This window comes from Streptomyces sp. NPDC002787 (assembly GCF_053592095.1).
In genome coordinates this window covers 1-18,853 of record NZ_JBSFVC010000032.1, presented here as the reverse complement: position 1 = coordinate 18,853, position 18,853 = coordinate 1, and the positions used below count along the sequence as shown (strand labels likewise).

Annotated in this window: 14 protein-coding genes and 1 pseudogene; 3 read left to right on the top strand and 12 right to left on the bottom strand. The window is 71.4% G+C overall.

Annotation, left to right across the window (positions count from 1 at the left end):
• The first annotated feature begins 2 nt into the window (after positions 1–2).
• Complete coding sequence (locus ACWD26_RS35220; protein WP_451276253.1) at positions 3–2,219, top strand: alpha-L-fucosidase; 2,217 nt, start codon at positions 3–5, stop codon at positions 2,217–2,219.
• Positions 2,220–2,226: 7 nt separating this feature from the next.
• Here ACWD26_RS35220 and ACWD26_RS35215 read toward each other — a convergent pair whose 3' ends face one another.
• The 3 genes from ACWD26_RS35215 to ACWD26_RS35205 are packed head-to-tail and all read right to left on the bottom strand — an operon-like array spanning position 2,227 to position 5,194.
• Positions 2,227–3,267 (bottom strand): L-idonate 5-dehydrogenase, encoded by a 1,041-nt coding sequence (locus ACWD26_RS35215; RefSeq protein ID WP_451276252.1) that lies wholly within the window; start codon positions 3,265–3,267, stop codon positions 2,227–2,229.
• Positions 3,268–3,318: 51 nt separating this feature from the next.
• Complete coding sequence (locus ACWD26_RS35210; protein ID WP_451276250.1) at positions 3,319–4,089, bottom strand: SDR family oxidoreductase; 771 nt, start codon at positions 4,087–4,089, stop codon at positions 3,319–3,321.
• Between the two features lie 13 nt (positions 4,090–4,102).
• Entirely contained in the window at positions 4,103–5,194 is a 1,092-nt protein-coding gene (locus ACWD26_RS35205) for a 2-hydroxyacid dehydrogenase (protein ID WP_451276248.1), read from the bottom strand.
• A gap of 152 nt (positions 5,195–5,346) precedes the next feature.
• Here ACWD26_RS35205 and ACWD26_RS35200 point away from each other — a divergent pair, with 152 nt between their 5' ends.
• The gene (locus ACWD26_RS35200) at positions 5,347–6,114 is read left to right on the top strand and encodes an IclR family transcriptional regulator (RefSeq protein ID WP_451276246.1); all 768 of its coding nucleotides are present in this window, start codon (positions 5,347–5,349) and stop codon (positions 6,112–6,114) included.
• 204 nt (positions 6,115–6,318) lie between these two features.
• Here the strand turns inward: ACWD26_RS35200 and katG are convergent, their stop codons facing one another.
• The 3 genes from katG to ACWD26_RS35185 form a co-directional block, all read right to left on the bottom strand.
• On the bottom strand, positions 6,319–8,532 hold the full coding sequence (katG, locus tag ACWD26_RS35195; protein WP_451276244.1) for a catalase/peroxidase HPI: 2,214 nt from the start codon (positions 8,530–8,532) through the stop codon (positions 6,319–6,321).
• A 24-nt stretch (positions 8,533–8,556) separates the two neighbouring features.
• Positions 8,557–9,000: a Fur family transcriptional regulator gene (locus ACWD26_RS35190; RefSeq protein WP_451276242.1), complete on the bottom strand. Its 444-nt coding sequence runs from the start codon at positions 8,998–9,000 to the stop codon at positions 8,557–8,559.
• 123 nt (positions 9,001–9,123) lie between these two features.
• A complete protein-coding gene (locus ACWD26_RS35185; protein ID WP_451276240.1) occupies positions 9,124–10,032 on the bottom strand; it encodes an EamA family transporter in 909 nt (302 codons plus the stop codon).
• Between the two features lie 372 nt (positions 10,033–10,404).
• Here ACWD26_RS35185 and ACWD26_RS35180 point away from each other — a divergent pair.
• Positions 10,405–11,049, top strand: a pseudogene (locus tag ACWD26_RS35180) (UdgX family uracil-DNA binding protein); the annotation flags it as partial.
• Positions 11,050–11,079: 30 nt separating this feature from the next.
• Here ACWD26_RS35180 and ACWD26_RS35175 read toward each other — a convergent pair.
• From ACWD26_RS35175 to ACWD26_RS35150, 6 genes are all read right to left on the bottom strand, one after another.
• Positions 11,080–11,874 (bottom strand): SAM-dependent methyltransferase, encoded by a 795-nt coding sequence (locus ACWD26_RS35175; RefSeq protein ID WP_451276238.1) that lies wholly within the window; start codon positions 11,872–11,874, stop codon positions 11,080–11,082.
• A gap of 263 nt (positions 11,875–12,137) precedes the next feature.
• Complete coding sequence (locus ACWD26_RS35170) at positions 12,138–12,791, bottom strand: LutC/YkgG family protein (RefSeq protein ID WP_451276236.1); 654 nt, start codon at positions 12,789–12,791, stop codon at positions 12,138–12,140.
• The gene (locus tag ACWD26_RS35165; RefSeq protein ID WP_451276234.1) at positions 12,788–14,266 is read right to left on the bottom strand and encodes a LutB/LldF family L-lactate oxidation iron-sulfur protein; all 1,479 of its coding nucleotides are present in this window, start codon (positions 14,264–14,266) and stop codon (positions 12,788–12,790) included. Before ACWD26_RS35165 ends, ACWD26_RS35170 begins: the two co-directional genes overlap by 4 nt.
• A complete protein-coding gene (locus tag ACWD26_RS35160) occupies positions 14,263–15,018 on the bottom strand; it encodes a (Fe-S)-binding protein (RefSeq protein WP_451276233.1) in 756 nt (251 codons plus the stop codon). The genes ACWD26_RS35165 and ACWD26_RS35160 overlap by 4 nt, the downstream gene beginning before the upstream one ends.
• 161 nt (positions 15,019–15,179) lie before the next feature.
• On the bottom strand, positions 15,180–16,640 hold the full coding sequence (locus ACWD26_RS35155; protein WP_451276231.1) for a rhamnulokinase: 1,461 nt from the start codon (positions 16,638–16,640) through the stop codon (positions 15,180–15,182).
• Positions 16,637–18,676, bottom strand: a complete 2,040-nt coding sequence (locus ACWD26_RS35150) for a bifunctional aldolase/short-chain dehydrogenase (protein WP_451276229.1) — start codon at positions 18,674–18,676, stop codon at positions 16,637–16,639. Before ACWD26_RS35150 ends, ACWD26_RS35155 begins: the two co-directional genes overlap by 4 nt.
• Between the last annotated feature and the right edge of the window lie 177 nt (positions 18,677–18,853).

Here is an 18,853-nt window from a genome sequence, read left to right as displayed (position 1 = left end):
CTATGTCGCAATCGATCAGCAGGCGCAGGTTACTGGTCGGCGCCACAGCCGTTGTGGCGGCCACGGTGGCCACCGACGTGTTCGCGGCCGGCGGAGCCCTGGCCGCGCCGAAGGTCTACACACCGACCTGGGAGTCCGTGAACCGGCACCCCGCCGCCCCCGAGTGGTTCCGGGACGCCAAGTTCGGCATCTACTTCCACTGGGGCGTCTTCAGCGTCCCCGCGTACGACAGCGAGTGGTACCCGCGCAACATGTACGTGCCGGACCACAAGGCGAACAGGCACCACACGGCCACGTACGGCGATCCGGCCGTCTGGCCGTACCACAACTTCATCGACGGGGCGGAGGATCTGGCGGGCCGCCACCAGGAGTTCGCCCCGAAGCTCAAGTCGGACGGCGGTGCGTTCGACCCCGACGAGTGGGCCCAGTTGTTCGTCGACGCCGGTGCCAGGTTCGCGGGGCCGGTGGCCGAGCACCACGACGGCTACTCGATGTGGGACAGCCGGGTCAACGAGTGGAACTCCGTGGCCAAGGGACCCCGGCTGGACCTGCTGGAGCTCTTCACCGACGCCATCCGCGCCAGGAAGCTGAAGCTCCTGGTCGCCATGCACCACGCGTACAACTACACCGGCTACTTCGAGTACGCGCCCCCGCAGTCGGACCCGAGCCTCAAGAAGCTGTACGGGCAGCTGAGTCCCGAGGAGGAGAACCAGCTCTGGTACGACAAGCTCAAGGAGGTCGTCGACCGGTCCCGGCCGGACATCCTCTGGCAGGACTGGCGGCTCGACCACGTCGACGAGACCCAGCGGCTGAACTTCCTGTCGTACTACTTCAACCAGGCGAACAAATGGGGCAAGGAGGTCGTCGCCACCTACAAGGACGGCCTCAACAGCCACGGTTCGGTCTTCGACTACGAGCGCGGCGGCCCCGCCGACCTCACCGCCCCCTACTGGCTGACCGACGACAGCATCTCCAACACCAGTTGGTGCTACACCGAGGGCATCGGCTACTACTCGCTCGCGCAGATGCTGCACTCGTTCATCGACCGGGTCAGCAAGAACGGCAACATGCTGCTCAACATCGCGCCCCAGGCCGACGGCACCATCCCGCGGGGCCAGCGCGACCTCCTGCTCGGCATCGGCGACTACCTGAAGCGCTTCGGCGAGTCGATCTACGGCACCCGCGCCTGGACCGCGTACGGCGAGGGCCCGACGAAGATGGGCGGCGGTTCCTTCACCCGGCCCACCGCCGGTACCGCGCAGGACGTCCGGTACACCCGGAACAAGGCGGGAACCATCCTGTACGCGACGGTCCTGGGCTGGCCCGGCGGCTCGCTGACGCTCAGGACGCTCACCTCCGACCGGATCGACCTGGACTCGCTGTCCTCGGTGGAACTCCTCGACGCGACGGCCGGTACGTACATCGACCTCGCGACTCCGACCCAGGACGCGACCGGCCTCAAGGTGACCCTGCCGTCTTCGGCACCTTTCGAGGCCCCCGCGTACGTCCTCAAACTCCGCTTCTCCGGCCGGATACCCACCCTCCGGCCCCTCACCGGAGTCCTGGTCTTCGAACACGCCCGCTTCTCCGGCGACAGCGCGGTCCTCGCCCTCGGCACCTACCCGGCCGAACAGCTGACCCTCTCCGGCATGCCGCCAGGCACCCTCTCCTCGCTGAAGCTCGCCCCGGGCTACCAGATGGTCGGCTACTCCGGTGACGACTTCACGGGCAGGTCCTGGACGTTCACCTCCGACACCGCGCGGATCCGGAAGCGGGTCACCTCGCTGGAGGTCGTGTTCGACCCCTCCGCCCGGTTCCGGATCACCAACGTCACCAACGGCCTCGCACTGGACAGCGGGGGAGACGTCTCCGGCGGCTCCGACCTGAAGCAACGGACGTGGGACGGCTCTCCCCGCCTCCAGTGGCACGCCGTCCACCTCGGCAACGGGCACTACAAGCTGGAGAACCGGGCCAACGGCATGGTCGCCGACGGGTGGGGTGCCACCGGCGGGGGCGCCACCGTCAGACAGGCCGAGTGGAACGGCGGCACCGACCAGCAGTGGCTGATCACCCACCGGGGCGACGGCCGCTACTCCCTCGCCAACCGCACCACGGGACTCGTCCTCGACGGCGGCGGCAACGTCTCCTCCGGTTCGGTCGCCAAGCAGTGGACCTGGGGCACCAGCACCAACCTGCTGTGGACCTTCACCCAGGTCTGACGCCCCCTCACCCCTCCCCGGACAGATCCAGCAGCACCTTGGAGGCGGCGGTGCGGTCCTGAGCCGTGTCGAACGCGGCGACGGACCGCTCCAGCGGGAACGTGTGGGTGACGACCGGGTCGACGGGCAGGCCCTGGGCCAGCAGGGACAGGGCCTCGTCGAACTCGGAGTCGAAGCGGAACGATCCACGCAGTTCCAGCTCTCGGGTGACCGCGACATTGCCCAGCAGCCCGATCTCCCCGGGCGGCAGCAGCCCGAGCATGACGACGGTGCCACCGCGTCGGACGCGCTCCACACAGCTCCGCAGCCCGGCCGGCGCCCCGGACGCCTCGACGGCGACGTCGAAGGCACCGGCCCAGGCGGGATCGTCGGGCCGCTCCGCCCGAACGGTGGCGGTGGCGCCCACCTCGGCGGCGATCCGCAGCGGTTCGTCGTGGAGATCGCTGACGACGATCTCGGCGGCCCCTGCGTGCCCCAGCGCGGCCACGACGAGACAGCCGATCGGGCCGGCCCCGGTGACCAGAACCCGCTTGCCGCTCACCTCGCCCGCCCGGCGCACGGCGTGCAGCGCCACCGACAGCGGCTCGGCGAGCACGGCCCGCCGCAGCCCCAACCCGGGCGGGTGCGCCCGGATCTGCGCGGCGGGCACGGCGACGCGCTGCGCGAAACCGCCCTGCACGTGCGGGGTGTGGGCGGCGCTGCCCAGATAGCGGGTGTGGGCGCAGATGTGCCGCCTGCCGCGGGCGCACTCCGGACAGACCCCGCAGGGCGTGGCGGGATGGATCGCGACGGGCGCGCCCACTGCCGGAGCGCCCGGCCCCTCGACCCCGGGCCCGAGCGCGGCGACATGGCCCACCACCTCATGGCCGAGCACCATGGGCTCGCTCACGGCGAAGTCGCCCACGCGGCCCCGGTGGTAGTAGTGCAGGTCGCTGCCGCAGATCCCGCCGAGCGCGACGGCGACCGCGATCTCACCGGGCGCCGGACCGGCGTACGGCCGCTCCTCGACCCGGAGATCGCCGGCTCCGTGGACGACACACGCACGCATGAGGGCTCCTTGAGGGGTCGGTCAGGTCGCAGGACGGAGGCGTCGGCCGGGTCACAGGACGGACAGCATGCCACCGTCGACGTACAGCAGTTGGCCGTTGACGAAGTCGGAGGCGGGGGAGGAGAGGAACAGCAGGGCACCGACCAGGTCCTCGACCTTGCCCCAGCGGCCGGCCGGGGTCCGCCCCCGTACCCAGGCGCTGAACTCCTCGTCCGCGACCAGCGCCGAGGTCAGCTCGGTGTCGAAGTAGCCGGGGCCGATGCCGTTGACCTGGATGCCGTGCGGGCCGAGGTCGGCGCACATGCCCTTGGTCAGCATCTTCAGGCCGCCCTTCGTCGCCGAGTAGGGCGCGATGCCGGGGCGGACCGCCTCGCTCTGCAGCGAACAGATGTTGACGATCTTGCCGTGGCCCCGGGGGACCATCCGGCGGGCGACCTCGCGGCCCACGAGGAAGGCGCTGGTGAGGTTGGTCTCGAGCAGGCCGTGCCAGTCCTCGTCGGTGAAGTCCAGGAGCGGGGCGCGGCGTTGGGCGCCGGTGTTGTTGACCAGGATGTCGATCGGTCCTGTCCGCTCCTCGAGCCGGGCGACGGCGGCGGCGACCGCGGCCGAGTCGGTGACGTCGAAGGCCTCCGCGAGAACGGCCTCGCCGAAAGTTTCGGCCAAATCCTTGCGGGTGGTCTCCAGGGCGACGGTGTCCCGGCCGTTGAGCACGACCGTGCAGCCGGCCTCGAGCAGGCCGACGGCCAGGGCCCGGCCGATACCTCGGCTCGAACCGGTGACCAGGGCGACCTTTCCGGTGACGTCGAAGAGGGGGTGGCTCATGGTGGTCGTCCTCTCAGGCACGGCTCGGCATGCCGGGGCGGGCCGTGTCGTCGGGTGGCGGTGTGCCGGGGTGGGTCGCACGAGCGGATGCCGCTGTGCCGGGGTGGGCAGCACGAGCGGATGCCGGTGTGCCGGGGCGTGCCGCGCTGCCCGGCAGTGCAGTCCTCGCCGGGGTGCCCGCGAGCACGTCGAGGATGTTGTCGACGGCGAGGTCCACCATGGCGGCACGCGTGGCCTCGGTGGCCGAGCCGATGTGGGGGAGGGCCACCACGTTGGGCTCGCCGACCAGGGGCGACAACTCGGCCCCCATCGGCTCGCGCGCGAAGACGTCCAGGCCGGCGGAGTGGATCGTGCCGTCGCGCAGCGCCTCGAGCAGGGCCTCCTCGTCGACGACCCCGCCCCGCGAGGTGTTGACCAGGGTGGCCGTCGGCTTCATGGCCGCCAGCTCGGCGGCGCCGATGAGGTGACGGGTCCGCGGGGTCAGGGGCACGTTAAGCGAGACCACGTCGGACTCGGCGAGGAGGGTCGGCAGGTCCACCGGCGTGGAGAGCGTGTCCTCGCGCGCGGACCTGCTGTGGTGCAGCACCCGCATGCCGAAGCCGTGGGCCCGCCGGGCCACCGCGCGCCCGATCTGCCCGTACCCGACGATGCCGAGTGTGGCCCCGTACACGTCCAGGCCGAGGTAGTCGCTCATCCGGGGCACGTCCCACCGTCCGGCGGTGAGCGAGTCACGGGCGGCACCGAGCAGCCTGCGGGCCATCAGAACGAGCGCGAAGGTCAGATCGGCGGTGGTTTCGGCGAGGACGCCGGGGGTGTGCGTGACCACGACACCGCGCTCGGCAGCCGCGTCCCGGTCCACGCCGTCGAACCCCATGGCGGCCAGCGCGACGACCTTCAGTGAAGGTCCCGCGGCGTCCAAGAGGGCTGAGTCCACCCGGTCGTTGCCCAGACAGAGGATGCCGGTCACCCCCGGGGCGAGCGCGCGCAGCTCGCCCGCCCCGGGCCTGCCGGGCCCGTCCCAGCGCACCAGCTCCGCCCGGCCGGCCAGCCGCTCCAGGCCGCCGCCCGGGAGGGCGGGCCGGGTGGTGAGCACCCGCTGCGTCATACCTGACCCCTGACCCTGTTTTCCCACTCAATGGAAAGGCTGTCTGCTCAACGGAAACATCGTCGAGGCGACGTCCAGGCGGTGTCAACCATCGAGCACTCGATGTCCGCCACTGAATGGGAGATCTTTCCACTCAGTGGTAATTTGCCGCTGTGAGTGGCGGCGAAGTACCGGCGGATGTGGTCGGGCGGGCGATCCGGCTGCTCGTCCTGGTCGGCGAGCACCCGCACGGCATCACCCTGTCCGAACTGGCCCGCGCCAGCGGCGTCGCCGTCAGTACGGCCCACCGGCTGGTCAACTCCCTCTGCCGCGAGGGCCTCGTCGAGTTCGAGACCGACGGCAAGCGCTACAAACCGGGCCTCAGACTCTTCCAGCTCGGCCAGCAGGCCGGTCAGGTGTACGGATTCGCCGGCACCGCCCTCCCCGTGATGCAGCGTGTGACACGGCAGACCGAGGAGGCCACCTTGATGTCCGTCCTCGACGGCACCCGGCATCTGTACGTGCACTACGTGGACGGCCCCCTACCGGTCGGCGTCCGCAGCGACCCGGGCCGCCACGGGCCGCTGCACTGCACCTCGATGGGCAAGGTCCTCATGGCCTTCGCCCCCGACGACGTACGCGCCGACCTCCTGGAGCGCGTCGAACTCACCCCGCACGGCCCGAACAGCGTCACCGACCGCGACGTCCTGCGCGCCCACGTCGCCCGCGCCGCCGAACTCGGCTACGCCACCGCCGACGAGGAACACCACGCGGGCCTGCGCGCCGTGGCCGTCCCGATCCTGCGGCCCGACGGCACCGTCTTCGCCGCCCTCTCCACCGCCGCGCCCGCCTTCCGCCGCAGCATGGACGACCTCGTCGCCATGGTCCCGCTGCTCCGGTCGGCGGCCGCCGAACTGGGCGTCCGCCTGCCCGCCCGGTGACCCGACCCGACCCTGTCGGGCTGCGCCCTCATCGGCTGGGCCGCAGCGGGGTCAGCGCCGCGACGGCCGTCTCCTCCGGCGGGGCGACATACGCGGCCGCCTTGATCATGGCCTTGCCGTCCCCGGGAGCGGCAGACGAAAAACGTCCGGGCCGGCCCACGGAGGGCCGACCCGGACGTCAAGGTCCGACTAGGTCGGGAGAGCTCAGACCAGGTCGAAGCGGTCCAGGTCGGAGACCTTGGCCCACGCCGCGACGAAGTCGTTCACGAACTTCTCCTTGGCGTCGTCGCTCGCGTAGACCTCGGCGAGGGCACGGAGCTCGGAGTTGGAGCCGAAGACGAGGTCGGCACGCGTGCCGGTCCACTTGACCTCGCCGGTGTCCGCGTCACGGCCCTCGAAGAGGGTCTGGTCGGCGGAGGTGGACTTCCAGGTCGTACCCAGGTCGAGCAGATTGACGAAGAAGTCGTTGGTGAGCACGCCCGGGGTGTCGGTGAAGACGCCGTGCGTGGACTGGGCGTGGTTGGCGCCCAGGACGCGCAGACCACCGACGAGGACCGTCAGCTCGGGGGCGCTCAGCGAGAGCAGGTTCGCCCGGTCGATCAGCAGGTACTCGGCGGGCAGGCGGTTGCCCTTGCCCTGGTAGTTGCGGAACCCGTCGGCCGCCGGCTCCAGCGCGGCGAACGACTCGGCGTCCGTGTGCTCCTCGGTCGCGTCCACACGGCCCGGGGTGAAGGGCACCTCGACCGCGTAGCCGGCGTCCTTGGCGGCCTTCTCGACCGCGGCGGCACCGCCGAGGACGATCAGGTCGGCCAGAGAGACCTTCTTGGCGCCGGAGTTGAACTCCGCCTGGACGCCCTCCAGGACGCTCAGGACGTGCCGCAGGTCGTCCGGGTTGTTGACCTCCCAGCCGCGCTGGGGCTCCAGACGGATCCGGGCACCGTTGGCGCCGCCCCGCTTGTCGCTGGAGCGGAAGGTGGAGGCCGACGCCCACGCGGTGGACACCAGCTGCGAGACGGACAGACCCGAGGCGAGCAGCTTGCTCTTGAGCGCCGCGATGTCGGCCGCGTCGATGACCTCGCCCTCGGCCTCCGGCAGCGGGTCCTGCCAGATCAGGGTCTCCGCCGGGACCTCCGGGCCGAGGTACAGCGACTTCGGGCCCATGTCACGGTGGGTCAGCTTGAACCAGGCGCGGGCGAAGGCGTCCGCGAACTGGTCGGGGTTCTCGTGGAAGCGCTTGGAGATCTCGCCGTAGATCGGGTCGAAGCGCAGCGAGAGGTCGGTGGTGAGCATCGTGGGCAGCTTCTTGGCGTCGCTGTGGGCGTCGGGGATGATCGCCTGCGCGTCCTTGGCCACCCACTGGTTGGCGCCGGCGGGGCTCTGGGTGAGCTCCCACTCGTAGCCGAAGAGGATGTCGAAGAAGTCGTTGCTCCACTGGGTCGGCTTGGTGGTCCAGGTGACCTCCAGGCCGGAGGTGATGGCGTCGCCGCCCTTGCCCGTGCCGTAGGTGGACTTCCAACCGAGGCCCTGCTGCTCCATGGTGGCGGCCTCGGGGTCGTCGCCCACGTGGTCCGCGGGGCCGGCGCCGTGGGTCTTGCCGAAGGTGTGGCCACCGGCGATGAGGGCGACGGTCTCCTCGTCGTTCATCGCCATGCGGCGGAAGGTCTCACGGATGTCGCGGGCCGCGGCGAGCGGGTCCGGGTTGCCGTTCGGGCCCTCCGGGTTGACGTAGATCAGACCCATCTGGACGGCGCCGAGCGGGTTCTCCAGCTCACGGTCGCCGGTGTAGCGCTGGTCGTCCAGCCAGGTCGTCTCGGGACCCCAGTAGACGTCCTCGTCGGCCTCCCAGACGTCGGCGCGGCCACCGGCGAAGCCGAACGTCTCGAAGCCCATCTGCTCCAGGGCGACGTTGCCGGTGAGGATCATGAGGTCGGCCCAGGAGATGGACTGGCCGTACTTCTTCTTCACCGGCCACAGCAGACGGCGGGCCTTGTCCAGGTTGCCGTTGTCCGGCCAGCTGTTCAGCGGCGCGAAGCGCTGCTGGCCGCGACCGCCACCACCGCGGCCGTCGTGGATGCGGTAGGTGCCGGCGCTGTGCCAGGCCATACGGACCATCAGCGGGCCGTAGTTGCCGAAGTCGGCGGGCCACCAGTCCTGCGAGGTGGTCAGCACCTCCGCGATGTCCTGTTTCACGGCCGCGAGGTCGAGGTTGTTGAACGCCTCGGCGTAGTCGAACGACTCACCGAGGGGGTTCGCGACGACCGGGTCCTTGGCGAGGATCTTCAGGTTGAGCCGCTCCGGCCACCACTGCCGGTTCCCGCCGCCCTGGGTCGGGTGCGCCGCGCGCCCGTGGGCGACCGGGCAGCCTCCGGTCTTCTCGGGCTTCGCGTCCGTGACGATCGCGTCGTGGTTCTCAGTCATGAAAGTCCTTCCGGAACTGGTGGATCACGGTGCTGAACTGCTGGCGTTGGAGCAGGGGGGACACAGGCCCCAGTAGATGACCTCGGCCTCGTCGATCGCGAAGCCCTGGTCGTCGGAGGCGGTCAGGCACGGGGCATGTCCGACCGCGCAGTCGACGTCGACCACGACACCGCACGAGCGGCACACGAGGTGATGGTGGTTGTCCCCGACACGGCCCTCGTACAGGGCCGGGCTGCCGGGTGGTTCGAGGCGGCGTACGAGGCCGACGTCGGTCAGAGCGTTCAGAGCCTCGTACACGGCTTGGAGAGAGATGTGGCCCACACGATCGCGCACTCCTGAGGCGATCGCTTCGACGCCGAGATGGTCGCCGTGCCGGACGGTCTCCAGCAGCGCGACGCGCGCGGCCGTCACCCGCAGGCCGGCACCGCGAAGCTCCTCGGCGGTGTTCGGAGGCTGGGATGCGGTCATGGCGACCAACCTACCCTCCTAAACACGAACAGTTCAAGAAAACGAACGACCCAAGTTTGCGTGTGCTGTTTCGCACACCGTCCGTGACCGTCCGGCGGGATGAGCGGCGCCCCGACGAGGTGGTCAGCCCAGGGTGAGGAGCACGATCGCGAGCGCCGCGCCGACGAGGCCGGCCGTCTGCCGGGCGGTCACCCGCTCGTGCAGCACGGTCAGGCCGAGGGCGGTCGGAACCGCCGGGTACAGGGAGGCCAGGACGACCACGACGGACAGCATCTGCCGCTGGGCCGCCCAGAGGTAGAGGATCAGCGCGAGCGCGGCCCCCGCTCCGATCAGAGCAGCCCTCGCCCACGCCCGGGGCAGCTGACGGAACCGCCCGGCATGCCGCCGCAGCCCGGGCAACAGGAGCGCGACCGCGGCCGCCCGCCCCGCGACCACCGGCCACACCCCGCTCTCGGCACCGGCCTGGGCCAGCCCGAGATACTGCACCGCCACGCCGAGGCTGGCGAGCAGTCCGTCCCGGGCCGCCCCCGCCGGGCCTCCGGTGGCCCCCGCCCGGTGCGCGCCGCGGCCGGCCCCCGCCTGGCTCCCGGGCGCCTTGCCCACCGAGGGGCCGGCCGGACCCCCGCCGCCGCCCGACACCAGCCACAACGCCGGCACCGTGACGCAGATGCCCAGCCACGCCACGGCGGCGGGCCGGTCGCCGAGCAGGAGGACCCCGCAGACCACGGACAGGGCGACGCCTGTGACGGCGCTGACCGGCACCACCACGCTCATGCTGCCCCGGCTCAGCCCCCGGTTGAGGTACGTCATGGCCACACCGCTGCCACAACCGGACAGCGCACCCCACAGCACATCCGACGGCCTGACCTCCGGTGCCGGCACCAGCAGGGCCACCACGAGCGCCAGCAGCAGGCCTCCCACCTGGCCGAGCAGGGTGACCACGGCGAAGTGCACCCGCCGGGACAGCAAGCCGCCGGCGAAGTCGACGATGCCGTACAGGGCGGCGGACGCGAGCGCGAGGAGGGCGGCCATTCGACCATGGGTGCCCCGGGCACGCGCGTTCATGGTGGATCGGGGGCGGTGGGGGTACCCGGGAACGAGTTCGAGCCGGCTCCCGGTGCAGCGCTCCGGGCAGCCTCCCGGCGAAGGAGGTGGCCTTGGATGGGCCCCACCCAGCACACGCGCACGACCAAGCCCACGAGTTCCGCCGAGCCCGCGGGCACGACCGGACGCGCGAGCGCCACGAAGGGCACAAGCGCCACGAAGGGCACAAGCGCCACGAAGGGCACGAGCGCCACGAAGGGCACGAGCGCCACGAAGGGCACAAGCGCTACGAAGGGCGCGAGCACGTCGAAACGCGCGAGCGCCGCGAAGCGCACGAGCCCGGCCAAGGCCGCCGGCCGGGACCCGCGGGCCTACGATGCCGAGCCCTATCTGCCGAGCCGCGGCGGTCTCGCCGCCCACCGTCGGGCGGCGGCGGACTGCCGGGGCTGCCCGCTCCACGAGGACGCCACCCAGACGGTCTTCGGCAAGGGGGACGAGTCCGCGCGGCTCCTCCTGGTCGGTGAACAACCGGGGGACCAGGAGGACAGGCAGGGCGAGCCCTTCGTCGGCCCCGCCGGACGTCTGCTGCGGCGGGCGCTGGACGAGGCCGGGATCGACATGGACACGACCTATGTGACCAACGCCGTCAAGCACTTCAAGTTCACCCGGCCCCCCGGCGGCGGCAAACGCCGTATCCACAAGGCGCCCGACCTGCACGAGGTGGCCGCCTGCCGCCCCTGGCTGCGCGCCGAGCTGCGCCTGGTCCGGCCCGAGATCGTGGTGGCCCTCGGCGCGACCGCCGCCAAGGCGCTGCTCGGCAACTCCTTCCGGGTCACCAAGGACCGAGGCACTCTGGTGCCCATGCCGGAAGACGAGTCGCCGTACGTCGTCGCCACCCTGCACCCCTCCGCCGTGCTCCGCGCCGACGACCGCGAGGGCGCGTACGCGGGGCTCGTGTCGGACCTGAAGGTGGCCGCCGAAGCTTTGGCCAAGAGTGAGCCGTAGTCTCCACGGCCCGCGCCCCGCCAACGGTTCCTACGGTTTGCGCGCCACCCCGCCGAAGCAGTCGACCTCCCACGGCTCGTCGGAGCCGCCCCGCTCGGCCCGCCACCGGGCCACGGACACGAGCCCGGGTTCCAGCGGCTCGAGCCCGTCGAAGAAGCGGGCGAGCTGCTCGGGGGACCGGTTGACGCGCGGGTTGTCGCTCGTCTCGTTCCAGTGCTCGACCATCGATCGCATCGCCTCCGGCCGGTACACCTCCGTGCTGTCGCCGAGCACCAGATGGCTGCCCGAGGGCAGGGCGCCGAGGAGCCGCGTGACGACGTCGTACGCGCTCTCGTCGGGCACATGGGCGGTGATGCCGAGCAGGACGAGGGCGACGGGGCGGGTGAAGTCCAGGGTGGCGGCGGCGCGTTCGAGGATGGCGTCCGGTTCGCGCAGGTCGGCGTCGACGAACGCGGTGGCGCCCTCGGGGGTGCTGGTGAGCAGGGCGTGGGCGTGGGCGAGGACGGTGGGGTCGTGATCGACGTAGACGACCCGCGTGTCCCCGGCGATGCGCTGGGCGACCTCGTGGGTGTTGTCCACCGTGGGCAGCCCGGTCCCGATGTCGAGGAACTGGCGTAAGCCGGCCTCCTCGGTCAGGTGGGTGACCGTGCGGCGCAGGAAAGCCCGCTGGGCCCGGGCTATGTCGACGATCTGGGGGTTCACCCTGCGGATCTCGTCACCGACCTGCCGGTCGATCTCGTAGAAGTCCTTGCCGCCGAGCCAGTAGTTCCAGATCCGGGCCGAGTGGGGAATGTCGCTGTTGATCACCGGACGGTCAAGTGGCATGGAAGCTCCCCGTGTTGATGGGTGCGGTCGCCGCTCAACCTAACAAGATCGTCACGTACATGATCAGTGGATGCCGTCGGGGCGAGCGTCCACCGCCGATATCCGGCCGACCTGCGGCCCCGTCGTGAGGTGATGATTCCGCGACGAACGGGGCCGTACCGGCGCGGTCGGGCCCCTACCGGCGCCGAACCGGCGCCGGTACACGTGGCACGAGGGCGTCTGCCGCACCGCGACGCCACGTCCGAGAGGCCGGCCTCCGAGGCTCAGCCGCCGCTCCCGGTCACCAGCACCACCTCCAGCGTGCGCGGCCCGTGCACCCCCTCCACCCGGTCCAGCTCGATGTCGCTGGTGGCGGACGGGCCGGAGATCCAGGTCAACGGGCGGGTCGGGTCGAGTCGTTCGAGGGCCTGCGGCACCGACGACACGACCTGATCCGGCACGCGTACGACGCAGATGTGGTGGTCGGGCACGAGGGTGATCCGGCGGCGGCCCTGGTCGGGGGAGCCGTCGAGGACGATGGTGCCGGTCTCGGCGATGGCGAGGGCGCAGGCGGTGACGACGCTGTCGACCTCGTCCAGCTCGTGCGCAGTGCTCTCTCCACGATCCGGGACCCGCGTCACATCGGCCGCCGCCAGCCACTCCGCACGTAGCCCGGGCGGCACGAGCACCGTCTTCGACCCGTGCTCGCGCAACAGTCCGGCCACGAGTCCGGCGAGCCCGTCGGCGTCCGTGCGGTGCACGAGCGCCCGGTACTCCGCCAGGTTCTCCGCCAGCAGCTCCACCGTCTCCGCGACGCTCCGGTCCCCGTGCTCACGGAGGTAGTCCCGCCGAACCGCCCGCTCGTACGGAGTGTCGTCCCGCCGTACGTCGGCGAGGGCGCGCCGCACCCGGCCCAGGATCAGATCCCTGCTGCTCACTTCGTCCCCTCCCTGCCGCCGTTCGTGCGCTGCCACCAGTCCCGGAACGGCTCGGCCGGCAGCGCGGGAAGATCGCGGCTGCCGCTCCACGCCTTGCCGGGACCCGGCAGCGTACGGGGATGGAAGCGGCGGGTGCGGGACGCGAGCCGCTGTCCGGTGCGCAGCGCACCGGGGTGGCCGAACGCCCAGCGGGCCGCCCGCATCGCCGCCCGCTCGGCGGCGTGCCCCTTCGCGGGCTTGAGCACGACCTTGTTGCCCTGCTGGGTCACCGTGCCGCCCTGCGCGACCCGCTCCCGCAGATGCACCAGTACCTCCGGGATGTCGATGGCGACCGGGCACACCTCGTAGCAGGCCCCGCACAGCGACGAGGCGTACGGCAGCGAGGAGTCGATCTCGCTCCCCGTACCCCGGAGTTGAGGGCTGAGGATGGCACCGATCGGACCCGGATACACCGAGCCGTACGCGTGGCCGCCCGCCCGCTCGTACACCGGGCAGACGTTGAGACACGCCGAGCAGCGGATGCAGCGCAGCGCCTGGCGGCCGACCTCGTCGGCGAGCGTGTCGGTGCGGCCGTTGTCGATGAGGACGAGATGGAAGGTGCTCGGCCCGTCCTCGTCGCTGGTGCCGGTCCAGGTGGAGGTGTACGGGTTCATGCGCTCGGCGGTCGAGGAGCGGGGGAGGGTCTGGAGGAAGACCTCCAGGTCCTGCCAGGTGGGCACGATCTTCTCGATGCCGACGACCGAGATCAGGGTCTCGGGGAGAGTGAGGCACATCCGGCCGTTGCCCTCGGACTCCACGACGACCAGGGTGCCGGTGTCGGCCACCATGAAGTTGGCGCCGGAGATGCCGACCTTGGCGCGCAGGAACTTCTCCCGCAGATGCAGCCGCGCGGCCTCCGCCAGCTCGGCGGGCGTGTCGGTCAGGCCCTCGGGAGCCGGGCGGCCCCACTCGCTCATCTCGCGCGCGAAGATGTCCCGGATCTCGCCCCGGTTGCGGTGGATCGCCGGGACGAGGATGTGGGAGGGCCGGTCCTTGCCCAACTGCACGATGAGTTCGGCGAGATCGGTCTCGTAGGCGTGGATGCCCTCGGCCTCCAGCGCCTCGTTCAGCCCGATCTCCTGCGTGGCCATCGACTTGACCTTGACGACCTCGCTCTCCCCGGTCGCCTTGACGAGATACGTGACGATCCGGTTGGCCTCGTCCGCGTCGGCGGCCCAGTGCACCGTGCCGCCGGCGGCCGTGACCGACTCCTCCAACTGCACCAGATACCGGTCGAGATGACGGAGCGTGTGGTCCTTGATCTGTTTGCCGGCCTCGCGCAGCTCGGCCCAGTCGGACATCTCCGCGACCGCGGTCGCGCGTTTGGCGCGGATGGTGTGGGTGGCGTGGCGCAGATTGCCGCGCAGCGTCGTGTTGTGCACGGCTTCGTGCGCGGCCTTCGGGAACGCCGGCATCCCGAGATACGTCCCGCTCATACCAGCGGCTCCTCTTCCGTGCTCGCCAGGATCTCCGCGATGTGGACGGGCCGCAGATCCGTCCGCAGCCGGGTCATCGTGCCGCCGATGTGCATCAGGCACGAGTTGTCGGCCGCGCACAGCACCTCGGCGCCCGTCGACTCGGCGTTGCGGACCTTGTCCGCGCCCATGGCGGCCGAGACATCGGAGTTCTTCACGGCGAACGTGCCGCCGAAGCCACAGCACTCGTCGGCACCGGGCAGCTCCACCAGCTCCAGACCCTTCACGGCCCGGAGCAGCCGCCGGGGCCGCTCGCCGAGGCCCAGACTCCGCAGCCCGTGGCAGGTCGGGTGGTAGGTCACCTTGTGCGGGTAGTACGCGCCGACGTCCGTCACGCCCAGCACATCCACCAGGAACTCGGTCAGCTCGTAGGTCTTCGGCACGACCGGCGCCAGCGTCCGCGCGAGGGTGTCCCCGCGCCCCTCCGCCCGCGCCCGCTCACCCATCCGCGGATACAGCTCCCGCACCATCGCCCCGCAGGAGCCGGACGGCGTCACGATCGCCTCGTACTCCCGGAATACATCGGAGAACTGTCGGGCCAGCGGTTCGGCCTCCCGCCGGTATCCGGTGTTGTAGTGCGCCTGGCCGCAGCAGGTCTGCCCCATCGGGAAGTCGACGTCGACGCCCAGCCTGGTCAGCAGTTTCACCACGGCGCGGCCGGTGTCCGGATAGAGCGTGTCGTTGACACAGGTCAGGAACAGGGCGACACGCATCGCGGCTCCTTGGGGGTCGATCATCGGATGAGTGCAGAGTACGACGCGGGTCCGCGAAGGGCGAGAGGCCCCGCGCGCCCATCATCGACGGAAGGGGCCCCGCCGGCCGATCGGCGCCGGGAGGTTCCCGTGCGCCGATCCTCCGTGGGGACGGGCCCCGCTCACCGTTCGGTGAGCCGGGCCTCCGCCGCGCGCCAGGCCGCCGGGTCGCCCTGCGGCTCGTACCGCACCAGCGGCTGGGTGCGGGCGAGGAGTTGCCGCATGGAGGCCCGGTCGCCCACCAGGCCGTGGGTGCGGGCCTGGACGAGGACGTTGCCCAGGGCCGCCGCCTCCGCCGGTCCCGCCACCACCGGCAGCCCGCAGGCGTCGGCGGTGAGCTGGCAGAGCAGGGCGTTGCGGGTGCCGCCGCCGACGATGTGGACGACGTCCACGGGGTGGTCGGCCAAGGCCTGGGCCTCGGTGACGGCCCGCCGGTGGGCGAGGGCGAGCGAGTCGAGGATGCAGCGGGTGATCTCGGCGGGTGTCCGGGGGACGGGCTGCCCCGACTCCCGGCACGCCTCGGCGATCCGCTCCGGCATCCGGCCGGGCGCGAGGAACACCGAGTCCCCGGCGTCCACGACCGACCGCATCGCGGGTACCGTCGCGGCGGCGCGCAGCAGCTCACCGAGATCCGGGTTCCCCCACTCCCGTACGCACTCCTGGAGCAGCCACAGTCCCATGATGTTCCGGAGGTAACGGACCGTTCCGTCGAGCCCCAGCTCATTGGTGAAGTTGGCGGCCCGGCTCGCCTCGGTCAGCACCGGCGCGTCCAGCTCCAGACCGGCCAGTGACCAGGTACCGGTGCAGATGTACGCGAACCGCTCCCCGGTCGCCGGGACGGCCGCCACCGCCGAGGCGGTGTCGTGCGAGCCGACGGTCGTCACGGGCACGGGCCCGGTCAGCCCGGTCTCCACCAGCACCCGATACTGGAGCAGCCCCGCCGGATCCCCGGGCCGCCGCAGTGGCGGGAACAGCTCCAGGTCGACCCCGAGCCGCTCGGCCACGTCGTACGACCAGTCACGCGTCCGGGGATCGATCAGCTGCGTCGTCGAGGCGTTGGTCAGCTCGGTGCCCAGCTCGCCCGTCAGCCAGTACGTCAGCAGATCGGGGATGAGCAACAACCGTTTGGCGTAAGTCAGTTGGGCGGACGAGCGGGCGGCGACCAACTGGTACAGCGTGTTGAAGGGCGCGTACTGCAACCCGGTCGCCGCATACAGCTCGGCGGCGGGCACGGTCGCCCACACCTTCTCCGCGACACCCTCGGTACGGGAGTCCCGGTAGTGCACCGGATTGCCCAGCAGGGCCCCGTCACCGTCGAGCAGCCCGTAGTCGACGGCCCAGCTGTCGATCCCGACGGAGTCGACCTGCCCGGCCGCCTTCAGCCCGTCCAGGACGCCCGCGTACAGCGCGAGCACATCCCAGCGCAGCCCCTCGGGCGTCCGCACGGGCCGGTTCGGGAACCGGTGTGCCTCGACCAGCTCCAGCGAGTCCCGCCCCGCGCGGCCGACCATGACACGTCCACTGGACGCACCGAGGTCGACCGCCGCGTACGACTTCACGGACCCGCCCATGGTCGTGCTCATCGGAGGAAGGCGGCGGCCACGCCGGCGTCGACCGGGACGTGCAGACCGGTGGTGTGGGTCAGCTCCCCGCCGGTCAGCGCGAACACCGCGTTCGCCACGTGGTCCGGCAGCACCTCGCGCTTGAGGATGGTCCGCTGCGCGTAGAACTCGCCCAGCTTCTCCTCCTCGATCCCGTAGGTCGCCGCGCGCTGGGCGCCCCAGCCGGCCGCGAAGATGCCGGAGCCGCGTACGACACCGTCCGGGTTGACCCCGTTGACGCGGATGCCGTGCTCACCCAGCTCGGCGGCCAGCAGCCGCACCTGGTGGGCCTGGTCGGCCTTGGTGGCGGAGTAGGCGATGTTGTTGGGCCCGGCGAAGACGGCGTTCTTCGAGGCGATGTAGACGATGTCACCGCCCAGCCCCTGCGCGATCATCACCCGGGCCGCCTCACGCGAGACGAGGAAGGAGCCACGGGCCATGATGTCGTGCTGCAGATCCCAGTCCTTCGCCGACGTCTCCAGCAGTGGCTTGGAGATCGAGATGCCCGCGTTGTTGACGACGAGATCCACACCGCCGAAGGCGAGCGCGGCGGCCTTGAAGGCCTCGGCGATCTGCTCCTCGTCCGTCACGTCGACGGTCACGGCGACGGCCTTGTCCGCCCCGCCCAGTTCCTCGGCGACGGCGGCGGCGTTCTCGGCGTTCAGATCGGCGACGACGACACAGGCCCCCTCGGCGACCAGCCGGTGCGCGATGGCCTTGCCGATCCCGCTGCCCGCACCCGTCACCAGCGCCACCCGGGTGGCCAGCGGCTTCGGCTTGGGCATCCGCTGGAGCTTGGCCTCCTCCAGCGCCCAGTACTCGATGCGGAACTTCTCCGACTCCTCGATCGGCGCGTACGTGGACACCGCCTCGGCGCCCCGCATCACATTGATCGCGTTGACGTAGAACTCGCCGGCCACCCGCGCGGTCTGCTTGTCCTTGCCGAAGCTGAACATGCCCACGCCCGGGACCAGCACGATCGCCGGGTCCGCGCCGCGCATCGCGGGGGAGTCGGGCTCGGCGTGCCGCTGGTAGTAGGCGGCGTACTCCTCGCGGTACTCGGCGTGCAGCTCCTTCAGCCGCGCGATCGCCGTGTCGAGGTCGGCGGTCGGCGGAAGGTCGAGCACGAGCGGCCGGACCTTCGTGCGAAGGAAGTGGTCGGGGCACGAGGTCCCGAGGGCGGCGAGCCGCGGGTGCTCCGCACCGGCCAGGAAGTCGAGGACGACCTCGGAGTCGGTGAAGTGCCCGACCTGAGCCTTGTCCCGCGAGGCGATGGCCCGGATGTGCGGCGCCAGGGCGGCGGCGCGCTCCCGGCGCTCCGAGGCGGCCAGTGCCGCGTAGCCGTCGAGGGTGGGCCCGAACGGCTCCGCCTTCCCCCGCTCGACGAGGAACCGCTCGGCGGTCCGGATGATGTGCAGCGAGTTCTTCTCGCACTCCTCGGCGGTGTCACCCCAGGCGGTGATCCCGTGCCCACCGAGCACACACCCGATGGCCTGCGGGTTCTCCCGCTTCACGGCGGCGATGTCCAGCCCGAGCTGGAAACCGGGCCGCCGCCACGGCACCCACACCACGCTGTCCCCGAAACACTCGGCGGTCAGCTTCTCCCCATCGGCCGCACAGGCGAGCGCGATCCCGGAGTCCGGGTGCAGGTGATCCACGTGGGCCGCGTCCACGAGCCCGTGCATGGCGGTGTCGATGGACGGCGCGGCCCCACCCTTTCCATGCAGGCAGTAGTCGAACGCGGCCACCATCTCGTCCTCGCGCTCGACACCCGGGTACACGTCGACGAGCGCCCGCATCCGGTCCAGCCGCAGCACGGCGAGCCCGGCCTCGGTGAGCGTCCCGAGGTCCCCGCCGGACCCCTTCACCCACATCAGTTCCACGTCACCACCGGTGACGGGATCGGTGTCGGTCCCCTTCGCGGACGCGTTGCCACCGGCGTAGTTGGTGTTCCGGGGGTCGGCACCGAGCCGACGGGACCGGGCAAGCAGAGCTGCGGCTTCGGGATGGGTTGCCATGTGCGATCAATCCTTACGATGAGATGAGTACGAGGTACGGGGTTCAGCTCGGGGGCGGGGGTGCGTCGCCGAGTGCGGGTGAGTGGGGCTTCTCGCGCAGTTCCCCGCGCCCCTGAAAAGCAGGGGCTGCGCCCCATGCTTTCCAGGCCCGCAGGGCCTGGGCCTTTAGGGGCGCGG

Coding starts and splice junctions, on each gene's coding strand:
- ACWD26_RS35220 (WP_451276253.1), top strand. CDS start 3: ATGTCGCAATCGATCAGCAGGCGCAGGTTACTGGTCGGCGCCACAGCC.
- ACWD26_RS35215 (WP_451276252.1), bottom strand. CDS start 3,267: ATGCGTGCGTGTGTCGTCCACGGAGCCGGCGATCTCCGGGTCGAGGAG.
- ACWD26_RS35210 (WP_451276250.1), bottom strand. CDS start 4,089: ATGAGCCACCCCCTCTTCGACGTCACCGGAAAGGTCGCCCTGGTCACC.
- ACWD26_RS35205 (WP_451276248.1), bottom strand. CDS start 5,194: ATGACGCAGCGGGTGCTCACCACCCGGCCCGCCCTCCCGGGCGGCGGC.
- katG (WP_451276244.1), bottom strand. CDS start 8,532: ATGACTGAGAACCACGACGCGATCGTCACGGACGCGAAGCCCGAGAAG.
- ACWD26_RS35190 (WP_451276242.1), bottom strand. CDS start 9,000: ATGACCGCATCCCAGCCTCCGAACACCGCCGAGGAGCTTCGCGGTGCC.
- ACWD26_RS35185 (WP_451276240.1), bottom strand. CDS start 10,032: ATGGCCGCCCTCCTCGCGCTCGCGTCCGCCGCCCTGTACGGCATCGTC.
- ACWD26_RS35175 (WP_451276238.1), bottom strand. CDS start 11,874: ATGCCACTTGACCGTCCGGTGATCAACAGCGACATTCCCCACTCGGCC.
- ACWD26_RS35165 (WP_451276234.1), bottom strand. CDS start 14,266: ATGAGCGGGACGTATCTCGGGATGCCGGCGTTCCCGAAGGCCGCGCAC.
- ACWD26_RS35160 (WP_451276233.1), bottom strand. CDS start 15,018: ATGCGTGTCGCCCTGTTCCTGACCTGTGTCAACGACACGCTCTATCCG.
- ACWD26_RS35155 (WP_451276231.1), bottom strand. CDS start 16,640: ATGAGCACGACCATGGGCGGGTCCGTGAAGTCGTACGCGGCGGTCGAC.
- ACWD26_RS35150 (WP_451276229.1), bottom strand. CDS start 18,676: ATGGCAACCCATCCCGAAGCCGCAGCTCTGCTTGCCCGGTCCCGTCGG.